Origin of the sequence: Bacillus niameyensis, assembly GCF_001375535.1 — a bacterium.
GTDB classification, from domain to species: domain Bacteria; phylum Bacillota; class Bacilli; order Bacillales; family Bacillaceae_C; genus Lederbergia; species Lederbergia niameyensis.
This window is the reverse complement of sequence record NZ_LN831197.1, coordinates 376,635-393,205: the sequence shown is the minus strand read 5'-3', so window position 1 is coordinate 393,205 and position 16,571 is coordinate 376,635. Positions and strand designations below refer to the sequence as shown.

Here is a 16,571-nt window from a genome sequence, read left to right as displayed (position 1 = left end):
GCTTATCCCCCAGGAGTCGCCGCCTTCCACTCCAATCAACTCGTTTATCTTTTGAAATTTAGCGATAGTTAAATAAACACTTTTAATTTTCGCTTTTTTCAAAGGGTAAACCAGTTTAGTTACTTATTTAAGAATAAAGTAATATTTCAAAAGTATTTAGAAAAGGAGAATAAAATGAAACTAAACGATCCTGTACATGGGGAAATAGTAATTAATGACCCAGATATTATTGATCTTATTGGTACAAAAACTTTTACTAGACTTTTAAATATCAAACAGCAGGGTAATACCTACTTTCTTCAACCAGATGCAATTCATTCAAGATACGATCATTCAATAGGTGTTTATGAATTGTTTAGAAGGGCTGTTCAAAGCTTGACGTATAAAAATCAAATTTTACTATCGGATCATGAGAAAAAGGTAGGATTAGTCGCTGCTTTACTTCACGATATTGGTCACGGACCCTATTCCCATTGTTTCCAAAACATAACTGGACAGGATCACGGTGATTGGTCAGTACGAATTGTTAGGGAAAACGAGGAAATTGTTGGCATTCTTTCAAGAATACCCCTACTCCATGAGGACGTACTAAATGTTTTAGAAGGAAAAGCAAAATTTCCAATTATCGAGGAGTTATTATTTGGGGCTTTATCAGTAGATCAATTGGATTTTTGGAACAGAGATTTACACCATTCATTAATCAATACAAGTCCTCTAAATTTAAAAACTTTACTTTCAGCTCTCGAAATTGTTGAAAATAAAATAGTTATTAATAACTCTGGAATAGCTGAAATTGAAAAAATGATAAAAATCAAAGAGTCACTATATAAACAAGGTTTTGGAAATCCCTTTGTTGTAGGTAAGGATTTTCTTTTAAAAGACATTTTTGAAGAATTTATACAAGAAGGAATATATTCAAATGCAACTCCCCTGTATCGAGTTATTAATAATGATCTTACCGGGACTAATATTGATGACTATCTCTCTTTAATTGATCAAACAATTGAAGACGAATTGAGGGATATTTGTACTAATTCCAAGCTAAATAGCTCCTTAAGAGACATGGTTGAAAGATACTTTTCGGAAACTAAAAGTATCCCCTACAAAATAGCAAATAATAAAGCGGAAGTATTTGAATTAAAAAAACAGAATGAAAATGTATCAATATTTGAAGAAAAGATAAAATATAGTTCCTATGCAGGTGATATATTTGTGTGTAGTAATAATGAATTAATTGATGTTCGTTTTTTCTCTGATTATATAAATGAAAAATATACTTCGTTACCGAAATCTATTGTTTTTTTTTATAATGAAATGTGTCTCTCATAAAACAAACGGAAAATTAAAGATCGTTATTGTACTACGGCTCTGTTTCTTACTGAACGACTGCATCTGTTTAATGACAATTCCTAAAATAATAATTTTGGTACCAGTCCCTCAGTTCGGTAACACTTTTACTCATCGGGGGGCTGGCATCATTTATCGAAAGAATACTAATGCAACTCTTCAATGTGACAGATATGCTCGGGTAGGCGAAACTCTCTTGCTATACCTCTCCCTTCCTTTTTCTAATAGTTTGCAGTCAATTTAGTGAGAAAAAGGAGGTATTGAAAAACGACTTTGTCATTCGTACAAAGCCGTTTTTCTACTATTATCATATGTACTACCCTTGAAATCCCTCAGTGTAAAATTGGAAGGTTACACCGAATTGATCTTTAATCACCCCGTAAGCAGGACTAAAACTCGTTTCTGATAGTGGCATTTCAACTTGTCCGCCAACCTGTAAGGCTTCAAAAATTAGGCGGGCTTTGTCTGCGTTGTCAAACGTGACACAAATGGTCACCAGGTTTCCTTCTTGGGCTGGTTGACCTGGGAAAGTATCTGAAAACATAATTACTGACTCTCCAACCCTTATCATAGCGTGTGAAACAAGGTCTTTTGCATCCTCAGGGAAAGGAGAATCTGGGGTAGTAGGCATTTCACCAAATGTAATAACTCCTAAATTTTCTGCACGAAATACTTTTTCGTAAAATTCAATTGCTTCTCTTGCATTTCCGTTCAACTGTAAATACGGAATAAATTGCATTTATTTCAGCTCCTCTAATTTTATTGGGAGTATATTCTCCAAATATTATTATAACCAAAAGGATCATGAAGCACATTAAGATTCTGATAATTTTAATTTCTCCGTGCCAAGCTCAGTTACTGCCACCTCCCTTCTTGAAGCATGGCACCCTATAGCTTAGTTTCTCACTGTCGATTACCTTTGAACTGTCTATCACTATGAAATCAACATCCCCTTTTTCATGGATTCCCCAATAAAAATAGAGCCTCCAAAAGTTAATTCATTAACTTTTGGGCTAGCTCTAATTGCTTATTAAATATTAAACTTTTTCAGTGGCTTCCAGATAGTAACTGACTTTTGTTATTCTTATTAACCTACATAAGTTAGACGTTTATCGTTTTTGTAAATTTGATCAATCGTTCCGCCACCAAGACATTCATCCTCTTGATAGAAAACGACTGCTTGGCCAGGTGTTACAGCTCTGACAGGCTCAGCAAAAATAACATTCACTTCACTGTTCGGCAGAATTTGGACTGTAACAGGAACATCTGGCTGACGGTAACGAAACTTGGCTGTACATGTAAATTCTTTTGGCATTTCTTTATTTGAAATCCAATTTACTTGAATCGCTTTGATAGAATCAGAGTAAAGTGTTGGGTGATCGAATCCTTGTTCTACATATAATATATTTCTTTCTAAATCTTTCCCTACAACAAACCAAGGTTCCCCTGATCCACCAATTCCAAGTCCATGGCGTTGACCTATTGTATAATACATGAGTCCCTCGTGTTTACCCATATATTGTCCATCCAATGTTTCCATTCGCCCATTTTGCGCAGGTAAGTATTGGCTTAGAAATTCCTTAAAGTTGCGCTCACCAATAAAACAAATTCCTGTGCTATCTTTTTTCGTAGCAGTGGCGAGACCAGCCTTCTTAGCAATTTCACGCACTTCTTTTTTATCCATTGCACCAAGTGGAAATAAAACTTTTTCAAGTTGGCTCTGACTAAGTTGATTTAAAAAATAAGTTTGATCCTTATTGTTATCGATGCCGCGGAGCATTTTCACTTCACCGTTACTAGTCTCCACACGAGCATAATGTCCTGTAGCCAAATAATCAGCTCCAAGTTTCATGGCGTGATCTAGAAAAGCTTTAAACTTAATTTCCTTATTACACATCACATCGGGGTTAGGCGTCCGACCTGCTTTATATTCATCAAGGAAGTACGTAAACACCTTATCCCAATATTCTTTTTCAAAATTGACGGCATAGTACGGAATTCCAATTTGGTTACAAACACGGATCACATCATTATAATCTTCGGTCGCTGTACAAACACCATTTTCATCCGTGTCATCCCAATTTTTCATAAAAATTCCGATGACATCATACCCTTGTTCTTTCAGTAATAGTGCAGCAACGGAAGAATCAACTCCACCGGACATACCGACAATTACACGTGTGTCTTTTGCTGCTTTCTCCATCTTACATCTTCCTTTCAGTTTTGAAGCCTCTTAACTATTTTGGCTGTTTCCTTTGCGGCGGTAATGATATCTTCCTTCGTGTTTCCAAGACCAAAACTAAAGCGGATCGAATTCTTTATCCGCTGTGAATCATGGCCATACATAGCAACGAGAACATGTGAAGGTTCTAAGGAACCCGCTGTGCATGCTGAGCCACTTGAAGCAGCAATTCCCGCCATGTCTAAATTGACTAACATTGGTTCTACATCTGTATTAGGAAAACTAATATTAAGAACATGTGGCAGAAAATATTCAGTCGATCCATTTATTTGAAAATCAATTTCTTCGGCCTTTAATGTTTCAATAAAAGTGTTTCTCAAACAATAGTACAGTTCCTTTTTTTCATCTATTGAATTTATCGATAACGTAGCTGCTTTTGCAAAACCAGCTATTGCTGCCAGATTCTCCGTACCTGCTCTCCTCTTTAGTTCTTGTTCTCCTCCAAATACGTTCGGCGTGATAGTAGTACCTGATTTTATATAGAGGAAACCTACACCTTTTGGACCATTAATTTTATGTCCTGAGACGGACAAAAGGTTGACGCCAAGTTCCTTCACATTCATTCTAATTGTGCCATAAGCTTGGACAGCATCTGTATGAAAATAAGCTTGGTGTGATTTTAATAATTCTCCAATTTCTTTTACAGGCTGGATTGTCCCTACTTCATTATTCCCATACATAATGGTGACGAGAATAGTATCTGGTCGCAAGGCTTCCTTAACGGATTGGACAGTGATTCGTCCCGTATCGTCTGGCGTTAAATACGTGACATCAAAACCATCTTTTTCAAGAAATTGACATGTATGAAGAACAGCGTGGTGTTCAATTTGCGATGTAATAATATGCTGCCCTTTTTGACGGTTAGCTCTAGCTATACCGATAATCGCTAAATTATCTGCTTCGGTTCCCCCGCTAGTAAAGACCATTTCAGAGAAATCGGCTCCTATACTGTCAGCTAAAGCCATACGAGATTCATCCAATATTTTTCTAGCATCTCTTCCATAGGAATGGATACTGGAAGGATTTCCAAATGACGATTGCATAACGGAAACGATTGTTTCCGTAACCGAAGGATGAAGCGGAGAAGTTGCTGCATGATCTAAATAAATTCTGTCCATATAATATCTTTCCACCTATTTTTAGTTTAAATATAAAACATATAGGGAGTGTCATCCCCGTCGTCTTCATAATTAGCTAAATCTTCAATCGTTGTGCTATCTAATACATCTTTAACGGCATCACGAATTTTTTCCCATAGTTTTCGTTTTACAGGTTCTTCATCCTCGATCCCCTCTACAGGACTAATAGGGCCTTCCAACACTCGGATAATATCTCCAGCTGTTATTTTTGAAGGTTCTGATGCTAAAATATATCCACCATACGCTCCTCTAACGCTTTTTACTAGACCAGCATTTCGCAACGGCCCGGCTAGTTGTTCCAAATAATGCTCAGACAAATTATACGTGCTTGCTATCGATTTAAGTGATATAGGCCCTTCACCATATCGTTTCCCAAGCTCAATCATAATGGTTAATCCATATCTGCCTTTAGTTGAAATTTTCATAACCTTGCACCTCGTTCAATTTGATTCTCTGGATTTTTTTGAATTTGTTTTTTTAATATTTTATCAGCGAGAAATTGACATTGTGGCATCGCAAATCCAATAAAACTACCAATTGCTACACTGAATATAACTGTCCCAAGAAATACAGGCCCTCCTAGCATCCATCCAAAAATAAGGACCATTACTTCCATTAATCGTCTGGCAGTCGCAATTTTCCAACCAGTCTTTATTTGTATCGCCAACATTAAACTATCTCTTGGTCCTGCTCCTAACTCAGCTGAAAGATAAATACCCATTCCATAAGCATTAATAATCATACCTAACAAAAATAAAAGTGATTTGCCGAGCATAGTATCTGGCTCAACTAAGAAAGGTATCTGCATATACATATCAATAAACAAGCCTACAAGGATCATATTCAAATAGGCCCCAAACTGTGGCCATTTTTTTATCATTATGGACGATAACCCTAATACTGTAAAACCTACTAGAATGGACCATGTTCCAATTGTCAAACCTAATTGATAAAAGAGCCCGACATGTAAAACATCCCATGGTGCAACACCAAAGTCGGATTTAATCATTAAAACAATGCCAAACGACATAATAAGCAATCCAACTGTAAAGATGAGAAGTCTTCTTACTAAATTATCTTTTTGACTCATATTGTTGTACCCCTCTGCATTGCTTCATTATAGCACATTAATTTTGTTATATGCATATATCTGACCGTTTTGGTATGATAGAAAGAAGGTGGTACGAGAACGTGGGTTTGGAGAGATGAAATTGAAAAATCAACCATTAGCATTTAGAATGCGCCCGAGAACGATTGAAGAAGTGGTCGGTCAGCAACATTTAGTTGGTGAAGGAAAAATCATCGCGAGAATGGTGAAGGCTAAACAATTAGCATCAATGATTTTGTATGGTCCTCCAGGGATTGGGAAAACATCGATTGCCAGCGCGATTGCTGGTAGCACACAATATGCCTTTAGAATGTTAAATGCTGTAACAAATAATAAAAAAGATCTAGAGATCGTAGCTGCGGAAGGAAAAATGAGTGGCAAAGTCATTTTACTATTAGATGAAGTCCATCGATTAGATAAAGCGAAGCAGGATTTTCTATTACCCCATTTAGAAAATGGAACGATTATTTTAATCGGTGCAACAACGAGTAACCCTTATCATGCCATTAATCCAGCGATTAGGAGTCGTTGTCAAATCTTTGAGCTTCATCCACTATCAAATGAGGATATTAAAGAAGCTTTGCTCCGCGCACTCGCAGACCAAGAAAGAGGGCTTGGTACCCATTCGGTTACTATTGATGATCAAGCTTTGCAGCATTTTGCCTCATCAACTGCTGGAGATGTCCGAAGTGCTTTAAATGCATTAGAATTAGCGGTTCTCTCTACAGACAGCGATGTTGAAGGAAAAGTCCATATATCAGCTTCAACTGCAGAAGAATGTTTACAGAAAAAAAGCTTTGTCCACGATAAAGATGGTGATGCCCATTATGATGTGTTAAGCGGGTTTCAAAAGTCGATAAGAGGTAGTGATGTAAATGCAGCTCTTCATTACTTGGGTCGCTTAATTGAAGCCGGAGACTTACCTAGCATTTCTCGCCGTCTACTTGTGATTGCCTACGAGGATATCGGACTAGCTAATCCTCAAGCAGGGTCGAGAACCCTAGCAGCTATTCAAACAGCTGAAAAAATTGGCTTTCCAGAAGCGCGAATACCGCTTGCCAATGCTGTAATCGAATTATGTTTATCACCAAAATCAAATTCTGCTATCTGTGCAATTGATGAAGCTCTTAAAGATATTCGCGCAGGAAATAGCGGAGAAGTACCAAACCATTTAAAAGATGCCCATTATAAAGGAGCATCTGAGCTTGGTAGAGGTATAGGCTACAAATATCCTCATGACTATCCAACTGGTTGGGTAAAGCAACAATATTTGCCGGAAAAAATTAAAAACAAACAATACTTTCACCCGAAAAAAACTGGTAAGTTTGAACAGGCGCTTGCAACAGTTTACGAAAAAATTATCAATAATCGATAATGGAAAACGACACAACCTAAAGAGGATTGTGTCGTTTATTATTTACTTCCATCATTAACGCGATGAATAGGAATTTCTTTAATAATTTCTCTTACAACATAACTTGCCATAATCAACCCAGCAGTAGACGGAACAAAGGCATTTGATGCGGGAGGCATTTGCGCTTTCCTAATTTCTGATCCATCTTTCCCTACCACTTTTCTAACATCTTCCCGAATAACAATTGGACTTTCATCAGAAAAGACAACAGGCACACCTTTTTTAATCCCTTCTTTTCTTAATTGCGTTCTTATCACCTTAGCAATTGGATCAGTGTGGGTCTGAAAAATATCTTTAATCATGAGTCTCGTTGGGTCCATTTTATTAGCTGCACCCATTGAAGAAATCATTGGAATATTCCTTTTTAAACATTCTTTAATTAATAAAATTTTATACGATATCGTATCTGAAGCATCCACAATAAAATCTGGTTTTTGTTCAAAAAACAGCTCTAACGTTTCTTCTGTAAAAAACATTTTCATAGCAACAACTTCACAATCGGGATTAATATCTTTAATCCGCTCTTTCATTAAATCGACTTTCGGTTGTCCTACTGTCGACAAAAGAGCAATCAATTGTCGGTTCACATTCGTAATATCGACATCATCTTTATCGACAAGAATTATTTTTCCTACTCCTGAACGAGCTAACGCTTCAGCAGCAAACGTTCCGACTCCACCAACACCTAGAACAGCTACTGAACTATTTTTTAATAAATCCAAACCTTTTTTTCCAATTGCTAATTCATTACGAGAAAATTGATGTAACATAAGTTCAACTCCACATTTAAAGTACGTCTTCCCTGAATCAGAATAAACAAGTAAACGATAAAAAGCAATGATTTTATATGTAAAAGAACAAATGTGCAGGCCTTGCACATCGTCGAACAAACTTCCAAGCTAATTACTTATCATAGAAAAAAAGCGGAGAAGTTTGATTGTCGCTATGTGCTAGCCTCCTTAAGACGCGAAGCCCTATCCATTGTAGCAAGTTCCACAGTCGCCAAATTTATATTTTTCTATACAATAAAAAAAACAACCTATTGGGTTGTTTTTTTAACGAAGATAGGATAAGTCCCGATCGTGCCGTCTGTTTATCCTTTGTTTTGATCCCGCTCTTGGCAGGTGGGTGTCTTGCTTCAGGCCTTATGTGTCCTCTCAACCGGAGGCTTACACTTAGTCTGAAAACTCCAGACTCCCAAAGTTATGTCTTGTCGGTCAAAACGAAAAGGTATTAGAACGAACACATCAGGACTTATCCTGTTGTTTAAATACTAACATAAGAAAACGTTTTTTTCAAACAAAACCAAATGGGAAAATAGGCTTGTTTTTACATTTTCTACCAGATTAAACCTTCGATCTCTCTATAGATAAATGCAGTTCCTTTAACTGACTTTCGCTTACTTCATCCGGTGCCTTCATTAATAAATCACCGGCGCTAGCTGTCTTTGGAAAGGCAATCGTATCGCGAAGACTATTGCGACCAGCAAGCAGCATTACCATACGATCTAATCCAAGTGCAATTCCCCCATGCGGAGGCGTTCCGTAATCAAATGCTTCTAGAAGAAAGCCAAATTTTTCTTTTGCTTCTTCTTCAGTAAATCCAAGCACTTTAAACATTCTTTCTTGAATATCTCTTTCAAATATCCGCAAAGATCCTCCACCAAGTTCATATCCATTTAATACAAGATCGTAAGCTTGAGCTCGAACATTTGCTGGATCTGTTTCCAGTTTGTACAAATCTTCGCGCGCAGGCATTGTAAATGGGTGGTGTGCAGCGAAATAACGTTTTTCCTCCTCATCATACTCAAGAAGCGGCCAATCAACGACCCAAAGAAAGTTAAATTTTGATTGATCAATTAACCCAAGTTCCTTGGCAAGTTTTAAGCGGAGAGCACCTAATGATTCAGCTACTATTTTTTTAGTATCTGCAACAAAAAGAAGTAGGTCCCCTTGTTCGGCCCCGAGTTCCGCTCGTAGTTTTACCTGATTATCGTCTGTAAAGAATTTAGCGATCGGTCCTTTGAGACCTTCTTCCTCAACTTTCATCCAAGCTAACCCTTTTGCTCCATAAACTGAAACAAATTCTCCAAGAGCATCAATCTCTTTGCGAGAGTAATTATTGGCTGAATTCTTAACCACGATAGCTTTCACTTGTCCTCCGTTAGCAACGGCACCTGAAAACACTTTGAAATCACTGGATGCAACGAGTTCGGATATATCTTTTAACTCCATTTCAAACCTAGTGTCTGGTTTATCAGAACCGTATCTTGCCATCGCATCATCGTAAGTCATGACTGGAAATGGAGTTTTAATTTCAACGCCCTTCGTATCTTGCATAATCTGTTTCATCATTCTTTCCATCATAACTCGAATGTCATCTTGACTCATGAAGCTAGCTTCAATATCAATTTGTGTAAACTCTGGTTGACGATCCGCCCTTAAATCTTCATCACGGAAACAGCGAGCCACTTGGTAATATTTATCAAAGCCGCTAACCATCAATAATTGTTTGAAAAGTTGAGGTGATTGGGGAAGTGCATAAAATTCTCCCTCATGGATTCGGCTTGGAACAAGATAATCTCTTGCACCTTCTGGAGTACTCTTAGTTAAGATCGGAGTTTCAATATCAAGAAACCCTTCTCCATCCAGAAAATTACGGATCGTTTTTGTAATGTCAGATCTAAGTTTAAAGACATTAAACATTTCCTGTCTTCGTAAATCTAAGTAACGATATTTCAACCGAATATCTTCTGAAGCATCCGTATGATCCTCGATCATAAACGGAGGGGTTTTCGCTTCATTGATAATTGTAACCTCAGATACTATCACTTCGATTTTTCCGGTCTTTAAATTAGGATTCACTGTTCCTTCGTTCCGCTTCACAATGATTCCATGAACATCCAAAACGTATTCTGTGCGTACCTTTTCTGCAATCTCAAGGGCTGCCTTTGATTCTTCTGGATTAAAAACGATTTGGACTATTCCAGTTCTGTCACGAAGATCAATAAAAATAAGTCCGCCCAAATCGCGCCGTCTTTGCACCCATCCCTTTAAATTAACCGACTCACCTACTGCTTGTTCTGTTATCTCTCCACAATAATAGGTTCTACCAAACATAGGACTTCCCCCTTTATCAACTTAATTTGCTATATTCTTCAACAAAATTCTGTAAAGAGCATTCCTGTTGCTCTCCAGTTGTCATATTTTTGACTGTAACGATTCCATTTTTCAATTCATCTTCACCGATTATGATCGAATGCGTTGCACCCAGTCTTTCTGCAGCTTTAAATTGTGCTTTTAACTTTTTATCCATATAATCGCGTTCTACAGAAAATCCTGCCCTGCGCATGTCTTCAAGTAAAGTAACAGAATAATCTTTTGCCTCTTCACCTAGCGAGATAATGTAAGCATCTATACCATTTTCTCTTTCAAACTGTACCTCTTCGGTTTCCATAGCGCTGATTAATCTTTCGATACTAAAAGCAAAACCAATTCCAGGGGTATCTGGACCACCCATCTCTTTCACAAGTCCGTTGTAACGACCACCACCGCATAATGTTGTAATCGCGCCAAATCCTTCTGCTTCACTCATAATTTCAAAAGCGGTATGATTATAATAATCTAGCCCTCGAACAAGAGTAGAGTCAACTTGGAAATCGATCTTCATTGCCTTTAAGTATTCCTTAACTTTATTAAAATATTGGGCAGACTCTTCGTTTAAATAATCAAGTATGGAAGGTGCTGATCCCATTAATTCATGATCATGATCCTTTTTACAATCAAGAATTCTAAGCGGATTTTTTTCCAATCTGCTTTGACAGTCTTTACAAAACTCTTGAATTCTCGGTTGAAAATGATTGATTAATGCGTTTCTATGAGCTACTCTACTTTCTTTATCCCCAAGACTATTAATAACAAGCCTTAGTTTTTTCAATCCCAATTGTCGATATATACCCATCGCTAATGATATTACTTCTGCGTCAATTGCAGGATCCATACTTCCCAATGCTTCAACCCCGAATTGAACAAACTGCCGATATCTGCCTGCCTGCGGTCTTTCATAGCGGAACATCGGTCCTAGATAATAGAGCTTAACAGGTTGAGTAGCATTTCCAAACATTTTATTTTCTGCAAAGGAACGAACAACCGCTGCAGTTCCTTCAGGTCGCAGTGTTAACTCCCTACCTCCCCGATCCTGAAAAGAATACATTTCTTTTTGAACGATATCGGTTGTATCACCTACACCTCTTTGAAATAGCTCTGTATGTTCAAAAATAGGCGTCCTAATTTCATGATATTGATACAACTGACACATTTTTTTCGCTGTTTCTTCGATTAATTGCCATTTTTCTACTTCCCCAGGAAGAATATCCTGTGTTCCACGTGGTATTTGAACAGCCATCTATAATCCTCCTTTTAATCAAAATAAAAAAACTCCCGTCCCTTGTTCCGAAAAACAAGGGACGAGAGTTATTTCCCGCGGTGCCACCCTTTTTAAAGTTGTAAAACAACTTTCACTTAGACAGTTATCGCCTGATTACGTCCAACCCCTACTAAAAACGTATTTGTTCGAGGTGGAAGCCTACGGAATGTCTTTCATTGAACTTCAATGTAGAAATGCTTTCAGCCGCGGCATTTCCTCTCTTTACACTCAGCACTCAATTACTTTTTCCATCATTGGCTAAATATAGTTATTTTAGTTATTATATCATAAGGATAACGGAAAACTTTGTCAATAGTTTATGAACGAAGTAATCTTTTTTTTATTGACTTAATTTCTGAAGAGGTTGTCCCAAACTCCCCCAAATGATCAATATTCATCATATAGCTATTATCTGGACTATTTTGCAAATTCATATGAGTTAATTGGATTGAACTGCAATTAGCTGTTTGATTCTGCTCGTTAGTTCGCATCAAGTAGTCTCCTTTAGTAAAATGTTTTGTTCATATCTTTCCCTTTTATTAAAAATTCTATTTAAAAAAAGGATTTTTCTTCATTTTGACGAATATGTAGATTGATTATCTCTCGAATGTATTGATACAATGGATTCTTAAGTAATAGAAAGGCGGTTTCTTTGCAGTGAAAAAACGTTTTATCCTGTTTGCAGTCATAACATTATTACTTACAATGATTATTTACTACTCACCAAATACTTCTGCTGATTCAGAATCAGTTATTGTAACAGGTGAAATTGTCAATGTTAGGGAAAAACCCGATACTTCTTATTCCATAGTTACCCAAGTTCGAAAAGGCGAAACCTATCCAGTAGTAAGTGTAGAAAATGGATGGTATCAAATTAAATTACCTTCTGGTCAAGAAGGCTGGGTAGCTGGTTGGCTTGTGGACAAACAAACAATTACTTCTAGCTCAACCACTAGCGGAACAGTATCTGCTAGTTCTTTAAATGTCCGTTCAGAGCCAAGTTCGACAAGTTCAAAAGTAGGTACACTAGAAAAAGGAGAACGGGTTAAAATACTAGATGATAACAATGGGTGGAGCCAAATTGAATTTAATGGAAATGTAGCTTGGGTAAGTAGCCAATATATCGAAACTTCGAATTCAGAACCTGTGTCATCAGTAGTCTCTTCACCTAATCAAATTAATATTTTATATGATGCGACAAATATCCGAAAAAAACCGACATTAAAATCAAAAATTGTTAAACAAGCTTCATCTGGGGATATCTTCACCGTACTAGAAAAAGATGGAGATTGGTTTAAAATTGAATACTCCCCTGGAAAAACTGGATATGTTGCTAGCTGGATCGTTTCAGCGAATCAGGCTGGACAAATAAATAATTTTAAAGAGTATGATGGTGCCAAAACAATCGTCATTGATCCGGGCCATGGTGGGCGTGATCAAGGTGCAACCGGTACAAGCGGAGTGCTTGAAAAGGATTTAACATTAAGGATCGGTAATACATTAGCTAAAAAACTAAACAAAGCTGGTTATAATGTCATTTTAACGCGATCTACAGAAGAATATATTAGTTTAGAGGAAAGAACCAAACAAGCTCAAATAAGCGGAGCAGATGCTTTCATAAGTTTACACTACGATAGCATTGATAATAATGAGGTGGAAGGACATACATCCTACTATTATCATGACCGGGACCAAAAGCTAGCAGAAGCAGTCCATAACAACATTACAGATGCTGTTATGATCTCTGATCGCGGGGTTCGATTTGGAGATTATTATGTTCTGCGAGAAAATACTCAACCATCTGTCCTACTCGAACTAGGCTATTTAAGTAACCCGCATGAAGAAGAAATCATAAAGTCTGTTCAATACCAGGAAAAAGTAGCGAATGCGATTTTAGAAGGAATTAATCAATACTTTGGTAATTAAAAAACAAAAGCGCAAGCGCATTGCCCATCGACATACAAACTTCTATATTAAAGATGAACGGCTAAAAACGCGCCGTTCTGACCAACATCCTGTTGGCCTGAGATAAAGGAAGTATGAGCCGATGATGACTTATCGTAGGAAGAAGCTTAGAGGTTTGCAAGTCGATATACGCTGGAGCTGGATGAGTACGCATAACGTTATAACTTATACAAAGCATCCAATTTTATAGTACGCTTAACAAATAAATAAAAAACCTGGTGATTTAAGTTATCACCAGGTTTTTTATTATCTTTCTAACATTAACGTAACAGGTCCATCATTTACTAATGATACATCCATCATCGCACCAAAAATTCCTGTCTCCACATGAACCCCTTTTTCCCTAAGGGATTGATTAAAATAGTCATATAATCGCTCTGCCTCGTCAGGTTTGGCCGCATCCATAAAATTTGGGCGTCGGCCTTTTCGACAATCTCCGTAAAGAGTGAACTGTGAAATCGACAATATCGAACCACCTTTATCCAATAAAGAGTGATTCATTTTCTCATTCTCATCTTCAAATATACGCAAATTTACTATCTTATCACTCAACCAATCACAAGCATCCGTCGTATCACCATGAGTAAAGCCGACAAGCAAGACAAATCCATGATCGATCTTACCAACAATCTTATCATTAACTTTTACATTTGCTTCCTTGCTTCTTTGCAAAACTACTTTCATTCCTAAACCCCTTAATTCGTAATTCTTCGAACAGCATATATATCTGGAATCTGCTTAATTTTATCGACTACTTTATGAAGATGGCTAATATTTTGAATCGAAATCGACATCATAATTGTTGCCATCTTGTTACGATCAGCTCTACCAGTCACTGCAGTTATATTCGTTTTCGTACCGCTAACTGTTTGGAGAACTTCATTTAATAATCCACTTCTATCATATCCAGATATTTCAATATCAACATTGTATTCTTTTCGATTATTAACTGCTGATTCCCACTCTACCTCAATAAGCCGATTTTGCATATCTTCTTGAATAATATTAGGGCAATCAGATCTGTGAACAGAGACCCCTCGTCCTTTTGTTATGAACCCTATTACTTCATCACCGGGAACGGGGTTACAACAACGTGACAGGCGGACAAGCAAATTGTCAGCGCCCTTTACTTGCACTCCAGCTTCATAACGTTTTGGATGCTGCTCTCTTTTCGTCTCTGAAATGATTTCTTCAACCTTCTCCTCTTCGTCCCGCTGCTTTCTCAATTTCTCTGTGAGACGATTTGCAACTTGCAGCGGGGATATTCCGTTATACCCAACACTGGCAAACATATCGTCCTCATTAGAAAAATTAAACTTAGTTGAAACCTTTTTGAGATTTTCACTGGTCATGACTTTTTTTACTTCGAATTCCATTTCTTTTATTTCTTTTTCAACCAGTTCTCGTCCCTTAATAATATTTTCCTCTTTACGCTGTCGTTTAAAAAACTGTCTAATCTTGTTTTTAGCCTGACTTGTTTGGGCAAGTTTCAACCAATCCTGACTTGGGCCATAAGAATGTTTGGACGTTAATATTTCAATAATATCACCGGTCTTCAATTTATAATCCAACGTTACGATTTTTCCATTTATCTTAGCCCCAATTGTTTTATTGCCGATTTCAGAGTGAATTCTATAAGCAAAATCAATTGGAACAGATCCGGCAGGAAGCTCAATGACGTCCCCTTTTGGAGTAAACACAAAAACCATATCAGAAAACAAATCAATTTTTAATGACTCCATAAACTCTTCAGCGTTTTCCGATTCATCTTGAAACTCTAGTATTTCCCTGAACCAAGACAACTTCTTATCCAAAGAATCACGAAGATCATTCACTTTTCCTTCTTTGTAAGCCCAATGTGCCGCAACCCCATATTCAGAAATCCGATGCATATCCCTTGTTCTAATTTGTACCTCTAGTGGCTCTCCTTTTGGACCGATTACAGTTGTATGGAGGGACTGATACATATTTGGTTTAGGCATAGCAATATAGTCTTTAAAACGGCCAGGCATTGGCTTCCAACAAGTGTGGATAATTCCAAGGACTGCATAACAATCTTTTATACTATTTACAATAATTCTAACCGCCAACAAATCATAGATCTCATTAAATTGTTTATGTTGAAGAACCATTTTACGATAAATGGAATAGATGTGTTTTGGACGCCCATACACTTCAGATTTAATTTCCATATCATTGAGTTGATCCTTAACATCACCCATGACATCTTCTAGATATTGCTCACGTTCTTTCCGTTTCCGATTCATTAAGTTAACGATACGATAATATTGTTGCGGATTTAAATAACGCAGGGCGGTATCTTCCAGTTCCCACTTAATTTTGGAAATCCCGAGGCGGTGTGCAAGCGGGGCAAAAATTTCAAGCGTCTCATTAGCAATTCTCCTTTGTTTCTCTGGAGGTAAATGCTTAAGAGTTCTCATATTATGTAGCCTATCTGCTAGTTTTATAAGAATGACTCTTATATCTTGGGCCATGGCTACAAACATTTTACGATGATTTTCTGCCTGTTGTTCCTCATGGGATTTATATTTTATCTTTCCGAGCTTTGTCACACCATCGACTAACATGGCCACCTCACTGCCAAACTCCCTTGAAATATCAAGAAGAGTAACTGGAGTATCCTCCACAACATCATGAAGAAAACCTGCAGCAATTGTCGACGGATCCATTTGCAAATCTGTCAGAATACCAGCGACCTGAATCGGATGGATAATATAGGGCTCCCCTGATTTTCTGTATTGATCCTTATGAGCATACGCTGCAAACTCATATGCTTTCCTGACTATTGCAACATTTTCTCCATTTAAATATTCACTTGTCTTCTTGATTATTTCATCTGATGTAATAATTTGATCTTTCGCCATGAGGATCACCTTTTAAAAAAAAATTTCGAAACATAGTATTAATATC

General features: G+C 37.3%; 14 protein-coding genes, 1 other RNA gene and 1 other annotated feature. Of the genes, 3 read left to right on the top strand and 12 right to left on the bottom strand.

What is annotated here, in order from left to right; genetic code table 11:
* The first annotated feature begins 174 nt into the window (after positions 1 to 174).
* Positions 175 to 1,329, top strand: a complete 1,155-nt coding sequence (locus BN1243_RS01930) for an HD domain-containing protein (protein ID WP_062104597.1) — start codon at positions 175 to 177, stop codon at positions 1,327 to 1,329.
* A gap of 334 nt (positions 1,330 to 1,663) precedes the next feature.
* Here BN1243_RS01930 and BN1243_RS01925 read toward each other — a convergent pair whose 3' ends face one another.
* From BN1243_RS01925 to BN1243_RS01905, 5 genes are all read right to left on the bottom strand, one after another.
* Positions 1,664 to 2,086 (bottom strand): VOC family protein, encoded by a 423-nt coding sequence (locus BN1243_RS01925; RefSeq protein WP_062104596.1) that lies wholly within the window; start codon positions 2,084 to 2,086, stop codon positions 1,664 to 1,666.
* 348 nt (positions 2,087 to 2,434) lie between these two features.
* Entirely contained in the window at positions 2,435 to 3,550 is a 1,116-nt protein-coding gene (mnmA, locus tag BN1243_RS01920) for a tRNA 2-thiouridine(34) synthase MnmA (protein ID WP_062104595.1), read from the bottom strand.
* 14 nt (positions 3,551 to 3,564) lie between these two features.
* Entirely contained in the window at positions 3,565 to 4,707 is a 1,143-nt protein-coding gene (locus tag BN1243_RS01915; protein WP_062104594.1) for a cysteine desulfurase family protein, read from the bottom strand.
* Positions 4,708 to 4,733: 26 nt separating this feature from the next.
* Positions 4,734 to 5,153, bottom strand: coding sequence for a cysteine metabolism transcriptional regulator CymR (cymR, locus tag BN1243_RS01910; RefSeq protein ID WP_062104593.1), 420 nt, complete (start codon positions 5,151 to 5,153; stop codon positions 4,734 to 4,736).
* Positions 5,150 to 5,818: a YczE/YyaS/YitT family protein gene (locus BN1243_RS01905; RefSeq protein ID WP_062104592.1), complete on the bottom strand. Its 669-nt coding sequence runs from the start codon at positions 5,816 to 5,818 to the stop codon at positions 5,150 to 5,152. Before BN1243_RS01905 ends, cymR begins: the two co-directional genes overlap by 4 nt.
* A gap of 115 nt (positions 5,819 to 5,933) precedes the next feature.
* Between BN1243_RS01905 and BN1243_RS01900 the strand changes: the two genes are divergently transcribed.
* Positions 5,934 to 7,211, top strand: coding sequence for a replication-associated recombination protein A (locus tag BN1243_RS01900; protein ID WP_195892064.1), 1,278 nt, complete (start codon positions 5,934 to 5,936; stop codon positions 7,209 to 7,211).
* 38 nt (positions 7,212 to 7,249) lie between these two features.
* On the opposite strand, the gene BN1243_RS01895 is transcribed toward BN1243_RS01900, so the two are convergent.
* The 5 genes from BN1243_RS01895 to BN1243_RS21945 form a co-directional block, all read right to left on the bottom strand.
* Positions 7,250 to 8,020 carry a tRNA threonylcarbamoyladenosine dehydratase gene (locus BN1243_RS01895; RefSeq protein ID WP_062104590.1) on the bottom strand — a complete coding sequence of 257 codons (771 nt, stop codon included), beginning with the start codon at positions 8,018 to 8,020 and terminating at the stop codon, positions 7,250 to 7,252.
* A 299-nt stretch (positions 8,021 to 8,319) separates the two neighbouring features.
* Positions 8,320 to 8,507: non-coding RNA, 6S RNA (ssrS, locus tag BN1243_RS01890), on the bottom strand.
* A gap of 89 nt (positions 8,508 to 8,596) precedes the next feature.
* The gene (gene aspS / locus BN1243_RS01885) at positions 8,597 to 10,369 is read right to left on the bottom strand and encodes an aspartate--tRNA ligase (protein ID WP_062104589.1); all 1,773 of its coding nucleotides are present in this window, start codon (positions 10,367 to 10,369) and stop codon (positions 8,597 to 8,599) included.
* Between the two features lie 16 nt (positions 10,370 to 10,385).
* Complete coding sequence (gene hisS / locus BN1243_RS01880; RefSeq protein WP_062104588.1) at positions 10,386 to 11,654, bottom strand: histidine--tRNA ligase; 1,269 nt, start codon at positions 11,652 to 11,654, stop codon at positions 10,386 to 10,388.
* Between the two features lie 54 nt (positions 11,655 to 11,708).
* Positions 11,709 to 11,939, bottom strand: a binding site (T-box leader).
* 53 nt (positions 11,940 to 11,992) lie between these two features.
* Complete coding sequence (locus BN1243_RS21945; RefSeq protein WP_154669786.1) at positions 11,993 to 12,166, bottom strand: hypothetical protein; 174 nt, start codon at positions 12,164 to 12,166, stop codon at positions 11,993 to 11,995.
* A gap of 166 nt (positions 12,167 to 12,332) precedes the next feature.
* On the opposite strand from BN1243_RS21945, the gene BN1243_RS01875 reads away from it, so the two are divergent.
* Positions 12,333 to 13,601 carry an N-acetylmuramoyl-L-alanine amidase family protein gene (locus tag BN1243_RS01875; protein ID WP_062104587.1) on the top strand — a complete coding sequence of 423 codons (1,269 nt, stop codon included), beginning with the start codon at positions 12,333 to 12,335 and terminating at the stop codon, positions 13,599 to 13,601.
* 285 nt (positions 13,602 to 13,886) lie between these two features.
* On the opposite strand, the gene dtd is transcribed toward BN1243_RS01875, so the two are convergent.
* Entirely contained in the window at positions 13,887 to 14,324 is a 438-nt protein-coding gene (dtd, locus tag BN1243_RS01870; protein WP_062104586.1) for a D-aminoacyl-tRNA deacylase, read from the bottom strand.
* Positions 14,325 to 14,335: 11 nt separating this feature from the next.
* Positions 14,336 to 16,525, bottom strand: a complete 2,190-nt coding sequence (locus tag BN1243_RS01865) for a RelA/SpoT family protein (RefSeq protein WP_062104585.1) — start codon at positions 16,523 to 16,525, stop codon at positions 14,336 to 14,338.
* Positions 16,526 to 16,571: the final 46 nt, after the last annotated feature.

Coding starts and splice junctions, on each gene's coding strand:
- BN1243_RS01930 (WP_062104597.1), top strand. CDS start 175: ATGAAACTAAACGATCCTGTACATGGGGAAATAGTAATTAATGACCCA.
- BN1243_RS01925 (WP_062104596.1), bottom strand. CDS start 2,086: ATGCAATTTATTCCGTATTTACAGTTGAACGGAAATGCAAGAGAAGCA.
- mnmA (WP_062104595.1), bottom strand. CDS start 3,550: ATGGAGAAAGCAGCAAAAGACACACGTGTAATTGTCGGTATGTCCGGT.
- BN1243_RS01915 (WP_062104594.1), bottom strand. CDS start 4,707: ATGGACAGAATTTATTTAGATCATGCAGCAACTTCTCCGCTTCATCCT.
- cymR (WP_062104593.1), bottom strand. CDS start 5,153: ATGAAAATTTCAACTAAAGGCAGATATGGATTAACCATTATGATTGAG.
- BN1243_RS01905 (WP_062104592.1), bottom strand. CDS start 5,818: ATGAGTCAAAAAGATAATTTAGTAAGAAGACTTCTCATCTTTACAGTT.
- BN1243_RS01900 (WP_195892064.1), top strand. CDS start 5,934: ATGAAATTGAAAAATCAACCATTAGCATTTAGAATGCGCCCGAGAACG.
- BN1243_RS01895 (WP_062104590.1), bottom strand. CDS start 8,020: ATGTTACATCAATTTTCTCGTAATGAATTAGCAATTGGAAAAAAAGGT.
- aspS (WP_062104589.1), bottom strand. CDS start 10,369: ATGTTTGGTAGAACCTATTATTGTGGAGAGATAACAGAACAAGCAGTA.
- hisS (WP_062104588.1), bottom strand. CDS start 11,654: ATGGCTGTTCAAATACCACGTGGAACACAGGATATTCTTCCTGGGGAA.
- BN1243_RS21945 (WP_154669786.1), bottom strand. CDS start 12,166: ATGCGAACTAACGAGCAGAATCAAACAGCTAATTGCAGTTCAATCCAA.
- dtd (WP_062104586.1), bottom strand. CDS start 14,324: ATGAAAGTAGTTTTGCAAAGAAGCAAGGAAGCAAATGTAAAAGTTAAT.
- BN1243_RS01865 (WP_062104585.1), bottom strand. CDS start 16,525: ATGGCGAAAGATCAAATTATTACATCAGATGAAATAATCAAGAAGACA.